This window comes from Bifidobacterium miconis (assembly GCF_019331735.1).
Lineage (GTDB): Bacteria > Actinomycetota > Actinomycetes > Actinomycetales > Bifidobacteriaceae > Bifidobacterium > Bifidobacterium miconis.
Map to the genome: position 1 here is coordinate 31,222 of NZ_JAHBBH010000020.1, position 16,761 is coordinate 47,982.

At 62.9% G+C, this 16,761-nt stretch carries 13 protein-coding genes, 2 tRNA genes and 1 pseudogene; 11 read left to right on the forward strand and 5 right to left on the reverse strand.

Annotated elements, in window-relative coordinates; translation table 11 throughout:
* Positions 1–302 precede the first annotated feature (302 nt).
* The 4 genes from KIH79_RS08050 (at position 303) to KIH79_RS08065 (ending at position 3,513) form a co-directional block, all read left to right on the forward strand.
* Positions 303–680: a hypothetical protein gene (locus tag KIH79_RS08050; protein ID WP_094667167.1), complete on the forward strand. Its 378-nt coding sequence runs from the start codon at positions 303–305 to the stop codon at positions 678–680.
* A 189-nt stretch (positions 681–869) separates the two neighbouring features.
* The gene (locus KIH79_RS08055) at positions 870–1,757 is read left to right on the forward strand and encodes an FtsX-like permease family protein (protein WP_094667166.1); all 888 of its coding nucleotides are present in this window, start codon (positions 870–872) and stop codon (positions 1,755–1,757) included.
* A complete protein-coding gene (locus KIH79_RS08060) occupies positions 1,754–2,824 on the forward strand; it encodes a hypothetical protein (protein ID WP_219058914.1) in 1,071 nt (356 codons plus the stop codon). The genes KIH79_RS08055 and KIH79_RS08060 overlap by 4 nt, the downstream gene beginning before the upstream one ends.
* Before the next feature lie 14 nt (positions 2,825–2,838).
* Positions 2,839–3,513 (forward strand): ABC transporter ATP-binding protein, encoded by a 675-nt coding sequence (locus tag KIH79_RS08065; protein ID WP_219058915.1) that lies wholly within the window; start codon positions 2,839–2,841, stop codon positions 3,511–3,513.
* A gap of 50 nt (positions 3,514–3,563) precedes the next feature.
* Here the strand turns inward: KIH79_RS08065 and KIH79_RS12890 are convergent, their stop codons facing one another.
* The 3 genes from KIH79_RS12890 to KIH79_RS08080 form a co-directional block, all read right to left on the reverse strand.
* Complete coding sequence (locus KIH79_RS12890) at positions 3,564–4,301, reverse strand: hypothetical protein (protein WP_223847562.1); 738 nt, start codon at positions 4,299–4,301, stop codon at positions 3,564–3,566.
* A complete protein-coding gene (locus KIH79_RS08075) occupies positions 4,298–4,777 on the reverse strand; it encodes a hypothetical protein (protein ID WP_236023719.1) in 480 nt (159 codons plus the stop codon). Before KIH79_RS08075 ends, KIH79_RS12890 begins: the two co-directional genes overlap by 4 nt.
* Positions 4,778–5,094: 317 nt before the next feature.
* The gene (locus KIH79_RS08080) at positions 5,095–6,339 is read right to left on the reverse strand and encodes a tyrosine-type recombinase/integrase (RefSeq protein WP_094667163.1); all 1,245 of its coding nucleotides are present in this window, start codon (positions 6,337–6,339) and stop codon (positions 5,095–5,097) included.
* A 563-nt stretch (positions 6,340–6,902) separates the two neighbouring features.
* On the opposite strand from KIH79_RS08080, the gene KIH79_RS08085 reads away from it, so the two are divergent.
* From KIH79_RS08085 to KIH79_RS08100, 4 genes are all read left to right on the forward strand, one after another.
* A complete protein-coding gene (locus KIH79_RS08085) occupies positions 6,903–7,802 on the forward strand; it encodes a DUF4190 domain-containing protein (protein WP_219058916.1) in 900 nt (299 codons plus the stop codon).
* Positions 7,803–7,992: 190 nt separating this feature from the next.
* A tRNA-Asp gene (locus KIH79_RS08090) sits at positions 7,993–8,066 on the forward strand.
* Positions 8,067–8,115: 49 nt separating this feature from the next.
* Positions 8,116–8,191 (forward strand) — tRNA-Phe (locus KIH79_RS08095).
* Between the two features lie 288 nt (positions 8,192–8,479).
* Positions 8,480–9,868 carry an FAD-dependent oxidoreductase gene (locus KIH79_RS08100; RefSeq protein WP_219058917.1) on the forward strand — a complete coding sequence of 463 codons (1,389 nt, stop codon included), beginning with the start codon at positions 8,480–8,482 and terminating at the stop codon, positions 9,866–9,868.
* A gap of 82 nt (positions 9,869–9,950) precedes the next feature.
* On the opposite strand, the gene KIH79_RS08105 is transcribed toward KIH79_RS08100, so the two are convergent.
* Positions 9,951–11,063: a Gfo/Idh/MocA family protein gene (locus KIH79_RS08105; RefSeq protein ID WP_219058918.1), complete on the reverse strand. Its 1,113-nt coding sequence runs from the start codon at positions 11,061–11,063 to the stop codon at positions 9,951–9,953.
* Between the two features lie 186 nt (positions 11,064–11,249).
* Between KIH79_RS08105 and KIH79_RS08110 the strand changes: the two are divergent.
* Positions 11,250–11,699 (forward strand): annotated as a pseudogene (locus tag KIH79_RS08110) (very short patch repair endonuclease); the annotation flags it as partial.
* 318 nt (positions 11,700–12,017) lie between these two features.
* Positions 12,018–13,184: a pyridoxal phosphate-dependent aminotransferase gene (locus tag KIH79_RS08115; RefSeq protein ID WP_219058924.1), complete on the forward strand. Its 1,167-nt coding sequence runs from the start codon at positions 12,018–12,020 to the stop codon at positions 13,182–13,184.
* A gap of 229 nt (positions 13,185–13,413) precedes the next feature.
* On the opposite strand, the gene KIH79_RS08120 is transcribed toward KIH79_RS08115, so the two are convergent.
* The gene (locus KIH79_RS08120; protein WP_219058920.1) at positions 13,414–14,481 is read right to left on the reverse strand and encodes a bile acid:sodium symporter family protein; all 1,068 of its coding nucleotides are present in this window, start codon (positions 14,479–14,481) and stop codon (positions 13,414–13,416) included.
* 301 nt (positions 14,482–14,782) lie between these two features.
* Here KIH79_RS08120 and gndA point away from each other — a divergent pair, with 301 nt between their 5' ends.
* Entirely contained in the window at positions 14,783–16,231 is a 1,449-nt protein-coding gene (gene gndA / locus KIH79_RS08125; RefSeq protein ID WP_219058921.1) for an NADP-dependent phosphogluconate dehydrogenase, read from the forward strand.
* Positions 16,232–16,761 lie beyond the last annotated feature (530 nt).

A 16,761-nucleotide genomic window follows, 5' to 3' on the forward strand; every position in this document is an offset into this window, starting at 1 on the left:
ATGCTGAAAGAGCCGTTGTTTGTTTTTGTCATCTTGAGATGACAAAAACAAACATAATCAGTATTAGGTTGGCTATAGAAGCAGCTAGTTGTAGCTTTCCCCTTCTCCGATTGACGTATTGCGAGTCATCTCTAGATGTCAATAACTCCTTCTCTGATTGTTTCTATCTCGCTGGGGTAGAAGACTGGATCTTGCAAGACGAAGCCATAAGACTTCGGCATCTAGCAGAAAGGAAAGTAATTATCATCTAGTTTTTTTACGCATGTCTTTACACATTCCAAATTTCCAACAAAGGAGTAATCATGATTGTTCGAAAGAAATTTACGGCAATTGTCCTTGCGGCAATTCTGGGTATCGCTGGCATCGCATTGCCTTCTACCGCTTTTGCCGGCGGTCCGAATTATGGACGCACATGGGAAAGCAGCATTGGCGGCATCAAGGTGAATGGCTACGTACAGATTCAGGCTTCCTATAATGATGGCGGGCGTCACGCGCGTCGCGGATATCAGCGTTTCACCCGACAGGCCGGCCCCAGCTTGGATACCGGACGACTGTATACATCAGCCGCTTCCTATTCAGGAGACACTCAGGTTCGAAGCAGGACGGACTCCGTCTGGGATTCCGTATTGTGGGGCGATAAGTACGTCACGCACTATTACTGGGGTGTTGAATACTTCTGACGCATTTCTTATTGCACCCATCTAGAAATACCGTGATTGGAAAGATACGGAATGCTAAAAATTACCCGTCATCTAAAGTTTTTTTCTACATCCATTTGCGCAATATCGTTGCTGTTGGGGATGTTGTCTTCGTTTCTTGCCTGGGCTGTGTACTGGAGCGTTCTTGATTGGCGTGGATCGCAATGGGGCATGTTCGACGCGAAGACGCAACTGGTGCTGACCGCGTCGGCGGATGCCGGGCACGACGACGGAAAGAATCTTGAGGCGACGCGTGATCTGGCCGAGTATCTTTCCGGTCACGGTATTTCCCTGTTGGAGGGTTCCGTGGGGGACGGTTGGCCGGCGATCGTGTTCCAGTCGTCGGGGGCCTCCATCGGATGGGCCGATGCGCTTCCGCAAGAATGCCGGAACATGAACAGTCGCGTGGCCTGTGTGATCGAGTCGTCGTTCTCGGCCGGGCAATGGCGTGAGCATGGGGATGCACCGCTATTGCCCGCCGGGTTTTCCGTCGGCGGTGTCGTCAGGGTTCCGGGGGCGAACGTCGGCGGCAACCTGCAGTATGTGCTCCCGTTGGGGGCGGTTCCCTTGTTTCCCGGCAGCGTGTATGTGAACACGAGCGACCCGCAGCGGCTCCGGGAGATCTCGGACCTGTTCGCGCGCTGCGGCATGGACGTGACCCAACCGCAGGCGCAGTCGTTGTGGTCGTCCCTTGCCGGTGATTCCTTCGTGGGCATCACCTTGCTGTTTCTGGTACTGGCGTTGGTCTGCGCCTGCGTGTGCGTCATGACGATGGAGACGGCGAGGAAGGCCGACCTGCATGTCAGACGGCTGTTCGGCGCCACTGGCAGGCAGGTGTGGGCGGGCCGGGTGCGTGAGGCCGTTGTCCCGATCGTGGCCGGCGTGCTGGCAGGAACGGTGTTGAGCGCCGTGCTCATCACCGTGGTGTCGGGCAGGACCGGCATCGGCCCGGCGGCCGCGTTCGCCGCAGCTTTTATCAGCGGCACGGTCCTGACGGCGCTTGTGACGGCGTTGGCTGAATGGCTCGGCATACGATCGAATGACGAGGTGGAACGATGATCCATGAACTGATGACCGGCGTCCGCATGGGATTGAGGCGATGGGGATCGATTCTCGGCATCACGCTGCTCGTCGTCTTCGCGGGAAGCGTGTTCACGATGACGCTCAGCGATGTGCTGACCGAATCCAGCGTGATCAGCGGCGAGGCTCGTCTGCGGGCCGTCGACGCGGTCACGTTCTCCCCGCAATACCTCCTGCAGTCCCCGAGCAAGACGGACCCCAAGGTGACGGATAGTTTGCGGGACATGCTGGAGCAGGGCAGGGCGTACACCGCGATCGTCAACAACGTCGAGATCGACGATCCCGATTTCGCCAACGGCATACCGGCCATCGTCCTGATGGGCAACGTCGATGACGTGTTCCCCCGTCTGGGCCTGTGCTCCCACGCGCCCTGCGCGTCCATCGGCTACCGGGTGGACCGGGCGCAGGCGCCCGACAGTGTGCATATCGCCGGCACCGACGTCAGGGTAACCGGCACGCTGCCGGCCTCGGCGGCCATATTCGACCCGAACACCGCCGGCATCAACCTGGACCGGACCATCGTCATCCGACTCAACCCGAGTTCGCTGAACCGGCTCAACGACATCGAACTCGAAGAGGCGGTGACCAAAACGGTCATGTTCAACCCATCCCGAACCCAGCTCGACGGTTTCATCACGGGAAGCCGCGACGCCGGCCTGATACTCGTGCCGCACCGGCTGAACACGGAGCAGCCCCAACGCGACAGGGATCTCATCGTGCGCGCGCTGATGTACCTGCTCGGACTGTCCGCCTTCCTCGCGCTCACCGTCATCGTGATCATCCAATCATTGTCCGTGACCCTCGCACGGGAGCGGCCGGCGATGCTCGTCCGCCGGCTCTACGGCGCCACCGCCGCGGACGAGGCGATCCGCGTCGCCGGACTCATCCTCATCATGCTGCTGCCCGCCGCCGTGGTGCTGGCATGCTTCCAGCTGATAGGGGAACCGGTGGCCACCGCATCCCGGACGATGATCGCCGTCATCCTCGCCATGGCGGCCCTGGTCTGGACGATCGCCGCACGACGCGCAACCACACACATCCAATGAAAGAAGCACCGACCATGCCACAGACGACCATAGACGCCAGAAACCTGACCAAACGATACACGGACGGGCAGGCGCAGCTCCTCGCCGTGCACGACATATCCCTGCACGCCTCGGCCGGGGAGTCGATCGCCATCATGGGACCGTCCGGATGCGGCAAATCCACCCTGCTGCGCATGATCGGACTGTCCATGAAACCCACCTCCGGCTCCCTGCTCCTGCAAGGACGCCCGGCGCCGGAAAACGACAAGGACCGGTCCGCATGGCGCAACCGCATGTTCGGCTTCATCCCGCAGGACTACGCGATCCTCGAAGACGAACCGGCATGGGCCAACGTCGCCATCCCCATGGAATACGCGAAACCCAGGATCGGACGCGCCGAACGCCGGCAACGCGCCACGGCCGCACTGGAACAGGTCGGCCTCGCCAGCAAGGCGCGACGCATGCCCGGGCAACTGTCCGGCGGCGAAAGGCAACGCATCGCCATCGCCAGGGCGACCGTGATGCACCCCGCCATCATCATCGCCGACGAACCCACCGCGGCACTCGACACGCACACCGCCGACACCATCATGACCATGCTCCTCGCGCAATGCAAACAAGGCGCCACACTCGTCCTCGCCACCCACGACCCACGAGTCGCAGCCCAATGCGACACCACCCTCACCATGCGAGACGGCGCGTTCATCTGAAGGTTTTCGCAAGGTACAACTGGATCTGCAAGAAAAGGAATTGCCGACAATTACCATGTGGAGAGCGTTTCAATAGTGTCGAGCCCGTCTTGACGGTGTGATTCATCGAGGTTGTCCCAGTACGGGGAATCCTCGATGAGCTTGTCGTGCAGGAGTCTGATGCGTTTGCGGTCGGTGCCGCTGTGCAAGCGTGCGAGCTCCGCATCGGGATCCGGGATGAGGGATGCGAGCATGGCTGCATCATAGAGGTGACGGTCACCGTAGCCGGCGTGGTCGGCGCTGTAGGCCGCGCTCTTGAGTATCAGCGCGCCGAGCAGGTCCGGGATGCGAACCACGACTTCGGCGCCGTCCTTGTCATCGATGAGTTGGACCTGCATGCTGCGTTCCACTGCCTGCGCGCCGCCCGGCATGGATAGCACCGGTGTGCCGGCGATGGTCGCGTCAGCCCCAAGGAACTTGGGAAGGTGATCGGCGACCAGCAGGTCCACGACGTCGCCGTTCGGCGCGATCATGCGGGTCGTGTATCCGGTCAGCGTGCCCGGCTGCGTCTCGAACCCGCGAGAGGTGAGAATGCCGCGCAGTCTGGCGATGCCGCGTCGATCCGCCATGAGGTCGGCGAGCAGGTCGGCGTCGGTGGTGGGTCGTGCTGTCAATCCGCCCATGATGGCGTGCAGCTGGACCATGAGCCCGCCCGTAAGCAGCCATGATTCCGGGATGTTCGCCGCGGCTACCGCGTACACGGTATTCCACGGATGGCCCGTGTTGGGGATGCGGATTGTCGGAATCATGCCTGGTGCTCCTTGCGATGATATTCGTCGATCAGCTGTTGAAGGGTTTCCATGCCGGCGCGGCGTTCTCTCGGGTCGTTGGATTCAGCCAGGTCGGCCGCGCATACGCCGAGAGGCATCGGCCCCTCGCCGGCGGGAAGATCGTCGGCGACGTGGAGCCGTACCCGGACCGGAGTCGCGCCTTGCTTCAACCGGCATTGCCGAATGGCGTCGTTCAGAGCATCGGCGGTGACGTAGCCTTCCACCACGTCTGTGGCGGTCAATTGGAACGAGGCGGCCAATGCTCCGGTGGCGGCGGAGGGACGGATGAGGGTTTCGACCTTGTCGAGGTTGGAGTCCCTGCACCAGTATTCGACCGTCGTCGCACGCCTGCGCGCGAGACGGGTCAGATTCTCCGCATCCATCTGCCTCAGGTATCCCCTGAGCCGGTATCGCTGCTGTCGGCCCAGCCATGGCGCGTCGAGCCCGCTGAGCATGTATAGCGCCCCGAACGCCATGTCTGGTGAATAAGGACGCCCATCCGCACCCTGCCACTGTGCTTGGCGACGTACGGAATCCTCCGTAATCAGCGAGCCGCCTCCCACGGAAAGAGATTCAAGCCGGCCAGCAGCGCGAAGCGCGCTGACCCGTCGCTCGCTCACTCCGAGTCTACGGGCGGCTTCCCGCCGTGTGAGCAGCGTCCGATTCGTTCTGATAGCCATATTCCTATTGTATACAGAACTATTCCAGATTGGGAATAGTTCTGTATACACAGGGCAACAGGGCGTCTCAATCCGTATTCGTCTGCATGTGGTCATTGCGCTGCTTTGATGAAGTCTTCGGCGAGTTGGTTGACGATCTGGTTGCGGTGTCGGGCGACGATGCGCTGGTAGTGCTTGATGGCGACCTTCTCGCTGACGTGACCGAGTTCGTCCATGACTTCCCGCAGGGTGCCGCCCTTGAGCATGAGCAGTGTCGCGTGACTCGCCCTCAGGGATTGGAAGGTCAGGTCGGGGCGGCCGGCTTTCTCCCTGGCTTTGCGGAACTGGGCCTCCAAAGTGGTCTGGCTCATCACCGAGGCTCGTCTGGGGCGGAAGACCATGGCTTCCGGGTCCGTCCATTCGCAGTGCCTGAGCAGGTGGTCGTGAATCAGGGGCACGAGCCCGTCGGGGATGGGCACGGTGCGCCGGCTGGAGTCGGTCTTGGTCCTGGCGATGCGTGTCGAACCGCGATCCGCATAGCCCCTGTTGACGGAATGTCGCACGGTCAGGCGTTTGGCCTTCAGGTCGATGTCCTTGATCTGCAGGCCGCACAGCTCGCCGCAACGGAGGCCTCCGACGAGCGTGGCGAGTATCACCGCCAGTCTCGTGTAGTCGGGCATGTTCTCCGCGATCAGCTTGAGTTCCAGCGGCGTGACCGGTGGAACGTCCTCCCTGGCGGATCGTGGCGCGGGTGGTATGGGCAGGATGAACGGGTTGTCGCGGATCAGCGGCGGGGAGCCGTCCATACTCATCTTCGTGGCGCTGGCGAACGCCGCCTTCAGGCGCATGCATGAGCGGCGGAACGCCCATTGCCCCTCAGGGTGCGGCGCGTCGTACCAGCGTTTGATGTCCTTCGGCGTGATCTCGGTCAGGAGCTTGCCCTTGAAGCCCGGCATGAAGTGCGCGATGTCGAGATACAGGTTCCGGCGCGTGCCGCCGGCTATCCTCTCGCCGTTCGGCAGCCGGTATCCTTCCGCCCACCGGGTCACGTAATCCTCGAACGAGATCAGGTTCGCGCGCTTCCTGCGGCGGCGTTCTGACGGATGGACCCATTCCTGGATGTTCTTGCGATCCAGTTCCACCAGATGCCGTTCCTCTTCGAGCCACTGGTGCGCCTCGTGCTCCATGTCCGGCTTGAACTGACGCTGGACCTTCTTGCCCGGTCGTTTCGGGTCCGGGTACCGCACCTGCCAGGCGACGAGATTGCCTGCGGTATCGTAGCGCGGCGTCACGGTGCCGAACCTGCTCCGCCGTCCCGGCGACGGCCCCATACTGTCCTTCTTCGTCCTTGCGGACATGATGATGCTCCTTGTGCTGAATCCAAGATCGATGGCATGGCATAACGGCCTCGGAAAAATGCCACCAAAAATGCCACCAAGTGGCCGAATACGCTCTCAGTGAGCCATTGCACCTAAAAATGCACCTCTAGTGCCTTAGGCCTTGCAATCATTGAGGTTTAGGCTGATTCGATCACTCGTCACAGGTCGTTTCGACCATCAGCCGCATGAAGATGACGATAAGGAGCAACACTGCTTGCGTGTCTATTGGAAGAAAGCGGGAACCGTTGCTATGATTGATTTTGTAAGTAATGAAGGTAAATTTATTTGCCCCCGGAGTGGTGGAGATGGACCTGTACGACGCTGGGCCGTATCCCCCTCTCTGGGGGTACTAAACAAGAAGCGCCGAAACCTCAGGTTTTGGCGCTTCTTCGTTTCTCGGGCACAGGCATCTGGCCCGCGTTTTGGTACCCGTTTGGTACCTGTATTTGATTCAAACGCAATGAGGGTTGTGGCAGGAATTGGGGCTATAAGAACTTGGTGGGTTAAGAAACGTGGGGGCTACGGGAGTCTAAGCTGAAACCATGAGTGAGAACAATGCATCGCCGCAGACGCCGTACGGCAATGGAACCGACAGCTCCGACAATAATGGCTCTTCGAACGGCTATGCGCAGACGCCGGCGCTATCCCAGTCACCTCAGTCGTTCGGGCAGCAGCCGGCATATGGAGCGCAATCGTTCGGGCAGCAGCCGGGAATGTCGTCGCATGAACGGCAGCCCTATGGTCCGCGGCAATACAGTCAGTCGCAGAATACGCAATCGCAATACGGACGTCAGTCGTTCGGGCAGCCGGCATATGGTCAGGCGTATAGCCAGACACCGCAATACGGGCAACAATACGGGCAGTCATACGGCCAGTCGCCGCAATATGAGCAGTCGCCGTATACTCAACCGGCGCAAGGCTGGTATCCGGCGTATGACGAACCGTCGTACGAGCGCTGGAACATTCTGAGCATCGTCGGGTTCGTGCTGGCGTTTCCGTTCCCGCCAGTCGGTCTCGTACTGTCGATCATCGCGCTCGTGCAGATCAACAGGAGCCGCGAAAAAGGCCGCGGGCTGGCCATCGCCGGTACCGTGGTCGGCGCGATCAACACCATGCTGCTGACGATCGTCATCGTGATCGCGGTGATCGCGTTCGGTCAGGTCATGGATTACGCCGTCACCAACTACGACCGCGACGGCTACGGCTATGCCGATGACAACGGTGGCTACGGCGACGTGACGACCGACTGTGCGGCCGAGCTGGACGGTCGGTGCTACGCGTGGGACGATCTGGACGATTACATGGAAGACTACCTGCGCAAGTACGGCAAACGTCCTGACCTTGAGAATGGGAACGTTGGCGATCATCGTGCGTCGTTCGGTGCGAGCGGCGGGGATGCGATCGAACTGATTGACGTGCCTGCTGCGGCGTGGACGTGCTGATCGTGCCGGATGCGGGCGCGACGATGAACGGACGAATGGGGATGGGGAGAATTGACTGATGATTCCGGCCGGGCTTGTACGGCTGTAAGTGCTCAAACCGTTGGAAAATAGCGCGACACGCCGTAATTTGCGCGGAGGCTGAGATCATGTAATATATCTACTCGTTGCCTCACGCAAGCGAGAACAACACGGCCCCGTAGCTCAGTTGGTTAGAGCGCCGCCCTGTCACGGCGGAGGTCACCGGTTCAAGTCCGGCCGGGGTCGCTGGAATGGTGAATCTGCCCGGTTTTCCGGGCTTTTTCAACTGTTCTCTGGCTCTGTAGCTCAGTTGGTAGAGCGAACGACTGAAAATCGTTAGGTCAGCGGATCGATGCCGCTCGGAGCCACCACGGATAACCCCGCAGGCCAAGGATTCCAAGGCCTGCGGGGTTTCTTGCATTCTGGTGTAACCCATCATAAACACCGCAACCCATCATTAACCCATCACAGTCTGCATTTACTCTGCACATTTAATAGCAAAGGGGCAAGGCGGGGAGTACTGCCGCTTCGGTGCGCCGTGGTGACACGCCGAAGCGCCGTAAACTCGCCGCGTGCATGGCCATCCGCGGATCAATGGCACAATGGTGGATTGACAATGTCGCCTCAACCGCCTGAACCGAAGCAAAGGAGCGCTTCCCATGACCACCGTCGCCATCGTCGGCTGCACGCATGCCGGCACGTTCGCCGCCACGTCCATCCTCCAGCATCATCCCGACTGGACCGTGCACGTCTTCGAGCGCAACGATTCGCTGTCGTTCCTCTCGTGCGGCATCGCGCTGTGGGTCGGCGACCACGTCTCCGATCCCAAGCGCATGTTCTACTCGTCGCCCGCCGCGCTCGCCGAAGCCGGCGCGACCATGCACATGCGCCACGATGTGCTGGGCGTCGACGTCACCGGCAAGACGCTCACCGCCAAAGATCTCGAAACCGGCGAAACCACGGACTACACGTTCGACAAACTGGTCGTCACCACCGGTTCCGCACCCGTGATCCCGCCGATCGACGGTCTCGACTCGGCGCTCGAAAACGGCACGGTCATGCTGTGCAAGAACTGGGGACATGCGCTCGCGATCAAGGAGCGCGCCAAGAGCGCGAAAAGCGCGGTCGTGATCGGCGCCGGCTACATCGGCGCGGAACTGGCCGAACAGTTCAGCGACATCGGCGTCACGACCACGCTGGTCGACGCCCTGCCGCGCGTGCTCGCGAACAACTTCGACGCCGCGATCAGCGATCAGGTCGAGCAGGCGTTCGCCGATCACGGCGTGACGCTTGCGCTCGGGCAGAAGGTCGTCGCGTTCCGCCCGGCCGTCGGTTCGGACAGCGTGGACGGTTCCGGCGTGACCGTCGTCACCGAGCGGGGCGAGTACACGGCCGACGTGGCGATCCTCGGCGCGGGATTCCGCCCGAACACCGCGCTGTTCGCCGACCAGCTCGCCACGATCGGCAACGGCGCGATCATCGTGGACGACTACATGCGCGCCTCGCTGTCGGACGGCACGGTGCTCAACGACGTGTTCGCGGCCGGCGACAGCGCGACCGTGCACTACAATCCGACCGGCAAGGACGACTACATTCCGCTCGCCACGAACGCCGTGCGCCAGGGCCTGCTCGTCGGCGAGAACATCGTCGCGCCGACCAAGCGCTACCTTGGCACACAGGCGACCAGCGCAGTGCAGCTGTACGATCTGGCCATGTCCGCGACCGGACTCACGCTGGGCGGCGCGGAACGCCGCGGCCTGACCGCGCGCTCCACCACGCTCGTGCAGGACTACCGCCCGGACTTCATGCTCACCACCACGCCGGTGACGGCCACGCTCGTGTGGGATCCGAACACGCGGCGCATCCTCGGCGCGCAGTTCCTGTCCAAGCACGACATCTCGCAGGCCGCGAACGTCGTGTCCGTGGCGATTCAGGCCGGGTTCACGATCGACGATCTGGCCGGCGCGGACCTGTTCTTCCAGCCGAACTTCAGCCAGCCGGTCAACTTCGTCGGCGCGGTCGCGATTCAGGCGGTGGCCGAAAGCTGACACGACGGAAGAGCCTGACGCGGTAATGCAGTGACGTGCCGCGTCGCGAAACGCCCGTTGCCGCGCGGGCGGGGTCGCGGACTCACTCGAACGGGTAGCGCAGGCCCCAGCGGGCGCGCAGCGCGTCCATGAGCTCCATGATGCGCAGCGTGTCCGCGTGGGGCATCTCCGCGCATTCGCCGCGGCCGTCCAGAATCGCGTTCGCGGCCGCGGCGACCTCGTACTCGTAGCCGGTCAGTTGCGCCGGCACGTCGATGTGCTCGGCGAGCGCATGGTCCGCGCCATACACGTCAATCGCCTCGACGTTGTTGATATTGCGGCACACGATGTAGCCGTCCGTGCCCCAGATCACGCCGTCGCGGTCCGACGCGCACAGCATCGACGAGACGGCCGTGGCCATGACGCCGGGCGTGTTGGACGTGACGGACGCAGCCTCGCCGTTCGCACCGTCGCCGCCGTTCGCGCCGCCGGCATAGTACAGCGTCGTCGCATTCTGCGCGTCCACGCCGGTTTCATACGGCATCATCGACGTGTCGATGCGGGTAATCGGCGTCTCGCCGTGGCCGCCCATCACCATGTCGATGAAGTTGAGCGGATACACGCCGACGTCGAGCAGCGCGCCGCCGGCCAGTGCCGGATCGGTCATGCGCGCCTTGCCGCTCACCGGATAACACAGGTTCGCGTTGATCGCGCGCACTTCGCCGATGCGGCCGGACGCGACGATCCCGTCGATCATCGCGCGCGACGGCATGTAGCGCGTCCAGATCGCCTCCGTGCACAGCAGGCCGGTGCGATCGGCCGCGGCGAGCAGGTCGCGCGCCTGCGCGGCGTTCGCCGTGAACGATTTCTCGACCAGAATGTTCTTGCCGGCCTCAAGGCACGCGATGCCCTGCTCGGCGTGCAGACTGTGGGGTGTGGCGATGTACACCAGATCCACGTTCGGATCGGCCAGCAGCTCCTCGTACGAGCCGTACGAGACGGGGAACCCGTGTTGCGCGGCGAACGCGGCCGCGCGGTCGGCATCTCGCGCGGCGACCGCATACGGGGCGATCAGATCGGCGTATCGTTCGTCCGCCGCCATGTTCGTGAGCGTTTCGGCCATGTGGATGGCGATCCGGCCCGCGCCGAGAATCGCCACGTTCACCTTCAGACCCTGTTCCCGCGCTTCGGCGCGCCTTCCGTTGAGCCTGCCCATCATGTTCCTCCTTGATCGTTTCTTGATCGTTCCCCGACGGTCGTCGACGGATCGTCGACGGATCGCCGACGGGCCGTCGCATATCGGTGCGACAACCCTCTCATTCTAAATTCCGCGGCGGAGCTTGCTGCGGGATGGGCACCGCACCGGCGTGGGGCGTCTCCGCCATGCCGATAATGGTGTCACATGGTCGCAGGAAAGCCGGTTCGGCAGGAAAAGTACGCGCGCGGCACCCGCAGCTACACCATGTCGCGCATCCGGTCCAAGAACACGAAGATCGAGGTGCTCGTGCGCAGCTACCTGTTCCGCCGCGGACTGCGCTTCCGCAAGAACGACAGGCGCTATCCGGGGCATCCGGACGTGGTGCTGCCGAAATACCATGCAGTCGTATTCGTCAATGGCTGCTTCTGGCACATGCACGACGGCTGTGCGAAACATTCCATGCCGAAGTCGAACGTCGAGTTCTGGAGCGCGAAGCTGGCGCGCAACCACGACCGCGACATCCGGCAGCATGCCGAACTGCGTGCGGCAGGATGGCGGGTGATCGTCGTGTGGGAGTGCGAACTGGCCAAGGCGACGCGCGAGGCGCGGCTTGAGCGGCTGTACCGCGAGATCGTCGGAGGGACGGAGGACGCGCGTGCCGATGCCGGTGCGGACGAAGTTGACACAGTCGATGACGGCGCGGAGGCGACCAGTGCGGGGGATGTTGCTGGGAACGATGCCGACGACGATGCTGAGTCAAGCCGCAACGATGGAACGGCGGGGGAGCGGACGGACTGCCGGCGGTAGAATCGGGATCGGACAAGGACACTGCGAACGGTTGCGTCGAGGGTGGTGCCGGTGACGGTCACCGACGGTACTGACGTGCGCCGCGTTCGCGACGGCCAGAACGATGGCGAGAGGAAGATGATGAGCATGACTGATATGACGACGGCCGCGCGCATGACGGCGAGAATGTCGCTGCGCGCCCGCGAAGCCCAGCCGTTCCGCGCGATGGTGTTCGGCGAAAAGGCCGACAACATGATCGCGAACGGCATCGACGTGGTCAAGCTGAGTCTGGGCGAGCCTGATTTCGGCGCGCCGCCGGCCGTGCGCGAGGCAATGCGCGAACAGTACGACGGCCGTCCGCTGCCGTACACCGCCGCGTTCGGCCTGCCCGAGCTGCGCCGCGCGATCGCCGACTTCTACCGTACCAAGCACGGCGTCGACGTCGACCCGAAGCGCATCGTGATCACGTCGGGCGGCTCGGCCGCGCTGCTGCTGGCGACCGCGCTCACCGTCGACCCGGGCGACGAGGTGATCATCGCCGATCCGTCGTATCCGTGCAACCGCGAACTGGTGCGCTCGTTCGGCGGCGCCGTCGTGGACGTGCCGACCAGCGCGGCGACCCGCTTCCACCTGACTCCCGAACTGGTCGACGGCGCGTGGAGCGAGCGCACCAAGGCCGTGATGATCACGTCGCCGTCGAACCCGACCGGCACGACGATCGAGTTCGACACGCTCAAGGCCGTGTGCGATCTGGCGCGCGAACGCGGCGCGTGGCGCATCGTCGACGAAACGTACCTCGATCTGGCCGACCGCGAGGCGGACGGCAGCGAAGTGCGCTCGGTGCTGCTTGCCGACCCGGACGCGATCGTATGCAACAGTTTCTCCAAGTTCTTCGGCATGACCGGCTGGAGGCTCGGCTGGGCGGTGATTCCCGAATACACGATCGAGGCGGTGGACGATCTGGCCACCAACTTCTATCTGTGTGCGCACACGCCCACCCAGCACGCGGCCGTCGCGTGCTTCACGCCCGAAAGCCTTGCCGTGTGCGAGGAGCGGCGGCAGGAACTGCTCGCGCGCCGGCGCATCGTGGTCGACGGGCTGCGCGCGATCGGTCTGCCGCTCGAAGTGGAGCCGAACGGCGCGTTCTACGCGTACTTCAACGTCTCCTCGACCGGATTGGACGCGTGGACGTTCTGCGAACGTGCGCTGAACGAAGCGCACGTGGCATTGACGCCGGGACGCGACTTTGGGCCGGCCACGGCCGACACGCACGTGCGCCTGTCGTACGCCGCGTCGCGCGAGGCGCTCGCCGAGGGCCTGCGCCGGCTGGGCGAGTTCGTCAAGACGCTGTGACGATGGGAGTGCGTGGCGGAAAAGGCTCCGCCCAGCGAGCCTTTTCCGCCACGCATCGTTGTGTTCGGCCAAGCCGCGTGATCGGACCATGGTTCCGGCTCGTGACGAGGCACGCAAAAGGCCGTAACCGAATCCTGCACGGATGCAGTCTCGGTTACGGCCTTATACGTATGTCGTCCGCCGGCCATCAATCGACTGGCAGACGCGCAAGCCGATGCGGCGGATCAGATCACTTGGCCGCGGCCTTGGCCTTCTTGTCGGCATCGAACGCGTGCTCGCTGGACGCGTCCGCGTTCTTGGCGGAACCCTTCTCGCCGTTGTCGGAATCCCAGTGGATCTCGTGGCGGTCATCGTGGTTGCGCCACCAGCTGGAGAGGATGGAGCCGGAGATGTTGTGCCACACGGAGAAGAACGTGGACGGCACGGCCGCGATCGGGTTGGACGCGAAGGAGGTCAGTGCCAGGGTCGCGCCCAGAGCGGAGTCCTGCATGCCCACCTCGAAGGTGATGGCCTTCTGCTGCGCGTAGCGGAAGCCCTTCGGATACACCTTGTACATGAGCTTGGAGAAGCCGAAGCCCAGCGCGTAGCCGCACAGGTTGTGCAGGATGACGACCGGGATGGCCATGAGCGAGGAGGCCACGAACAGCTTCGGGCCGTTGGCGGCGACGACCACGCCGATGATGAGCAGGATGGCGACCTGGGAGACGATCGGCAGCGCGACCGTCACCTTTTCTATCTTCTTGCCGAAGATCATGTGGCAGATCACGCCGAGCGCGATCGGGAAGAGCACGACCTTGACGGCGTTGAGGAACAGCGAGGCGACCGGCACGGCCACGTACTGCGAGGCGAGCCACTGCATGAGCAGCGGGATCATGAACGGCGCGCACAGGGTCGACAGAATGCCGATGGACACGTCGAGCGCCACGTCGCCGCGCGACAGGTAGCTCATCACGTTCGAGGAGGTGCCGGACGGGCAGCAGCCGACGAGGATCACGCCGACGGCCAGCGGGCCGTCGAGATGGAAGATCCAGCACAGCAGCACGGCGATGAGCGGCATGATGACGAAGTGCGCGACCGTGCCGACGACCACCATGAGCGGCTGGGTGAGAATGCGCTTGAAGTCGTCAAGCGTCAGCGTCAGGCCCATGCCGAACAGCACGATGCCCAGCAGGTAGCCGGTGTACGCCTTGCCCCAGATCGAGGTCTGCGGCACGAAATAGTTGAAGATGGCCCACACGATCACGATCAGCGTGAACCACTTGGTCAGCCAATCGGCGAATTTCTTCACGTTTTCCACGGGAATGCTTCTCTCTTGCTTGTGTTGTCTGCTTGTCTGATCCGGAGCGGTTGCTGCCCGGGCCGGATGCTTGGATTCCGCTTTGCGGATTACCCGACATGCTAGGAAGCGTCGTCCGGATACGAGCAATGCTGTCTCACGTTGTGACCGTTAACGCCGTTGACGACGATTGGAAACGCTGCCGTTGATCGCCGCGTCGATTGCGTGCCGATTCCGCTATCGGATACGGCTCGTGGCGTAGGGGAGGGCGGGGTTATAAACTGAAGAGCGGATATGTATGCCATTATTCGGAAGGAATGTTATGTCCGCTGAAGCAAACGTCGGAGTCGTCGGTCTTGCCGCCATGGGCGCCAGCCTGTCGCGCAACCTCGCCCGTCACGGCAACAAGGTCGCCGTGTTCAACCGCCACTATTCGCGCACCGAGAAGCTCATCGCCGAGCACGGTGACGAGGGCCAGTTCTTCCCGGCCAAGACGCTCAAGGAGTTCGTCGACTCGCTGAGCAAGCCGCGCACCGCGATCATCATGGTCAAGGCCGGCGCGCCGACCGACGAGATGATCAACGATCTCGCCGATCTCATGGAGCCGGGCGACATCATCGTCGACGCCGGCAACTCCTACTTCAAGGACACGATCAAGCGCGAGAAGGCGATCCGCGCCCGCGGCCTGCACTTCGTCGGCTGCGGCGTCTCCGGCGGCGAGGAGGGCGCGCTGCTCGGTCCGTCCATGATGCCCGGCGGCACCGAGGAGTCGTGGAAGACCCTCAAGCCGATCCTCGAGTCCATTTCCGCGAAGGCGGAGGGCGAGCCGTGCGTGACGCACATCGGTTCGGACGGCGCCGGCCACTTCGTCAAGATGGTGCACAACGGCATCGAGTACTCCGACATGCAGCTGATCGCCGAAAGCTACGATCTGATGCGCCGCGGCCTCGGCATGGAGCCGGGCGAGATCGGCGACGTGTTCGAGGAGTGGAACAAGACCGAGCTGGACTCCTACCTGATCGAGATCACCTCCGAGGTGCTGCACGAGGTCGACAAGAAGACCGGCAAACCGCTCGTCGACGTGATCGTGGACCACGCGGGCATGAAGGGCACCGGCACGTGGACCGTGCAGACGGCGCTCGAGCTGGCCGTGCCGGTCACCGGCATCGGCGAGGCCGTGTTCGCCCGTGGCCTGTCCTCGCAGGGCGAGCTGCGCGAGGAGGCCCAGCGCCAGAACTTCGAGGGGCCGAACGGTTCGGTCGAGATGCCGCTCGAGGAGCGTCAGGCGTTCATCAACGACATCCGCGAGGCGCTGTACGCGTCCAAGATCGTCGCCTACGCGCAGGGCTTCAACGAGATCACCGCCGCCGCGAAGGAATACAACTGGAACATCGATCTGGCGGCCGTGGCCCGCATCTGGCGCGGCGGCTGCATCATCCGCGCGAAGTTCCTCAACCGCATCTCCGACGCGTTTGAGTCCGGCGAGGCCGACGTCTCCCTGCTGTTCGCCCCGTACTTCAAGGACGCGATCGAGACGGCCGAGCGCTCGTGGCGCCGCGTCGTGGCCCGCGCGGTCACCTTCGGCATCCCGGTGCCGGTGTTCTCCTCCTCGCTGTCCTACTTCGACGGCCTGCGCTCCAAGCGCCTGCCCGCCGCCCTCATCCAGGGCCAGCGCGACTTCTTCGGCGCCCACACCTACCAGCGCGTCGACGAGCCGGGCACGTTCCATACGTTGTGGGCCGAACCTAGTCGTAAGGAAATCACTCTGTGATTTCCTTACGGGAGGACAGCCCAGTGGGCTGTCCTCAAGGTTCGGCCTGAGCGAGCCGATAGGCGAGCGAAGGCAGCGTTGAGTCCAAGCGGAGCGAGGTCCTTGATTGCAGGGCCGGAGGCGAGCCGGGTCGTCCTGAAATCACTTTGTGATTTCAGGACGAGGGGACGGTCCGATGGATTGTTTTTCCCGGAGAATCGGAAGGGAGCCCAACCCAGATGGGGAAGGATCCCAGATGGGTCCCGGACAAACCCCAGATGAGTCCCCCATCGTGGACATAAACGACGATCGTGGGCATAGACGGTACGCGAACAGGCGAAAATGGGCCCTGTATTGTCTTGGGACATGGTTGACATATGTCTTGGGGCATGGTTGACAGGGTCTCTTGGGGCATGGTTTACATGTGTGTTGGGGCATGGTTGACGGTTGGTGTGCGTGTACGGCGTTGGTAGTCGCGGGTGATGTCGAAGGTTTGTTCGGCGAGGATTTCACCGGTGGTCGGGTCGATGACGGTGGCGATGCCGTGGCTG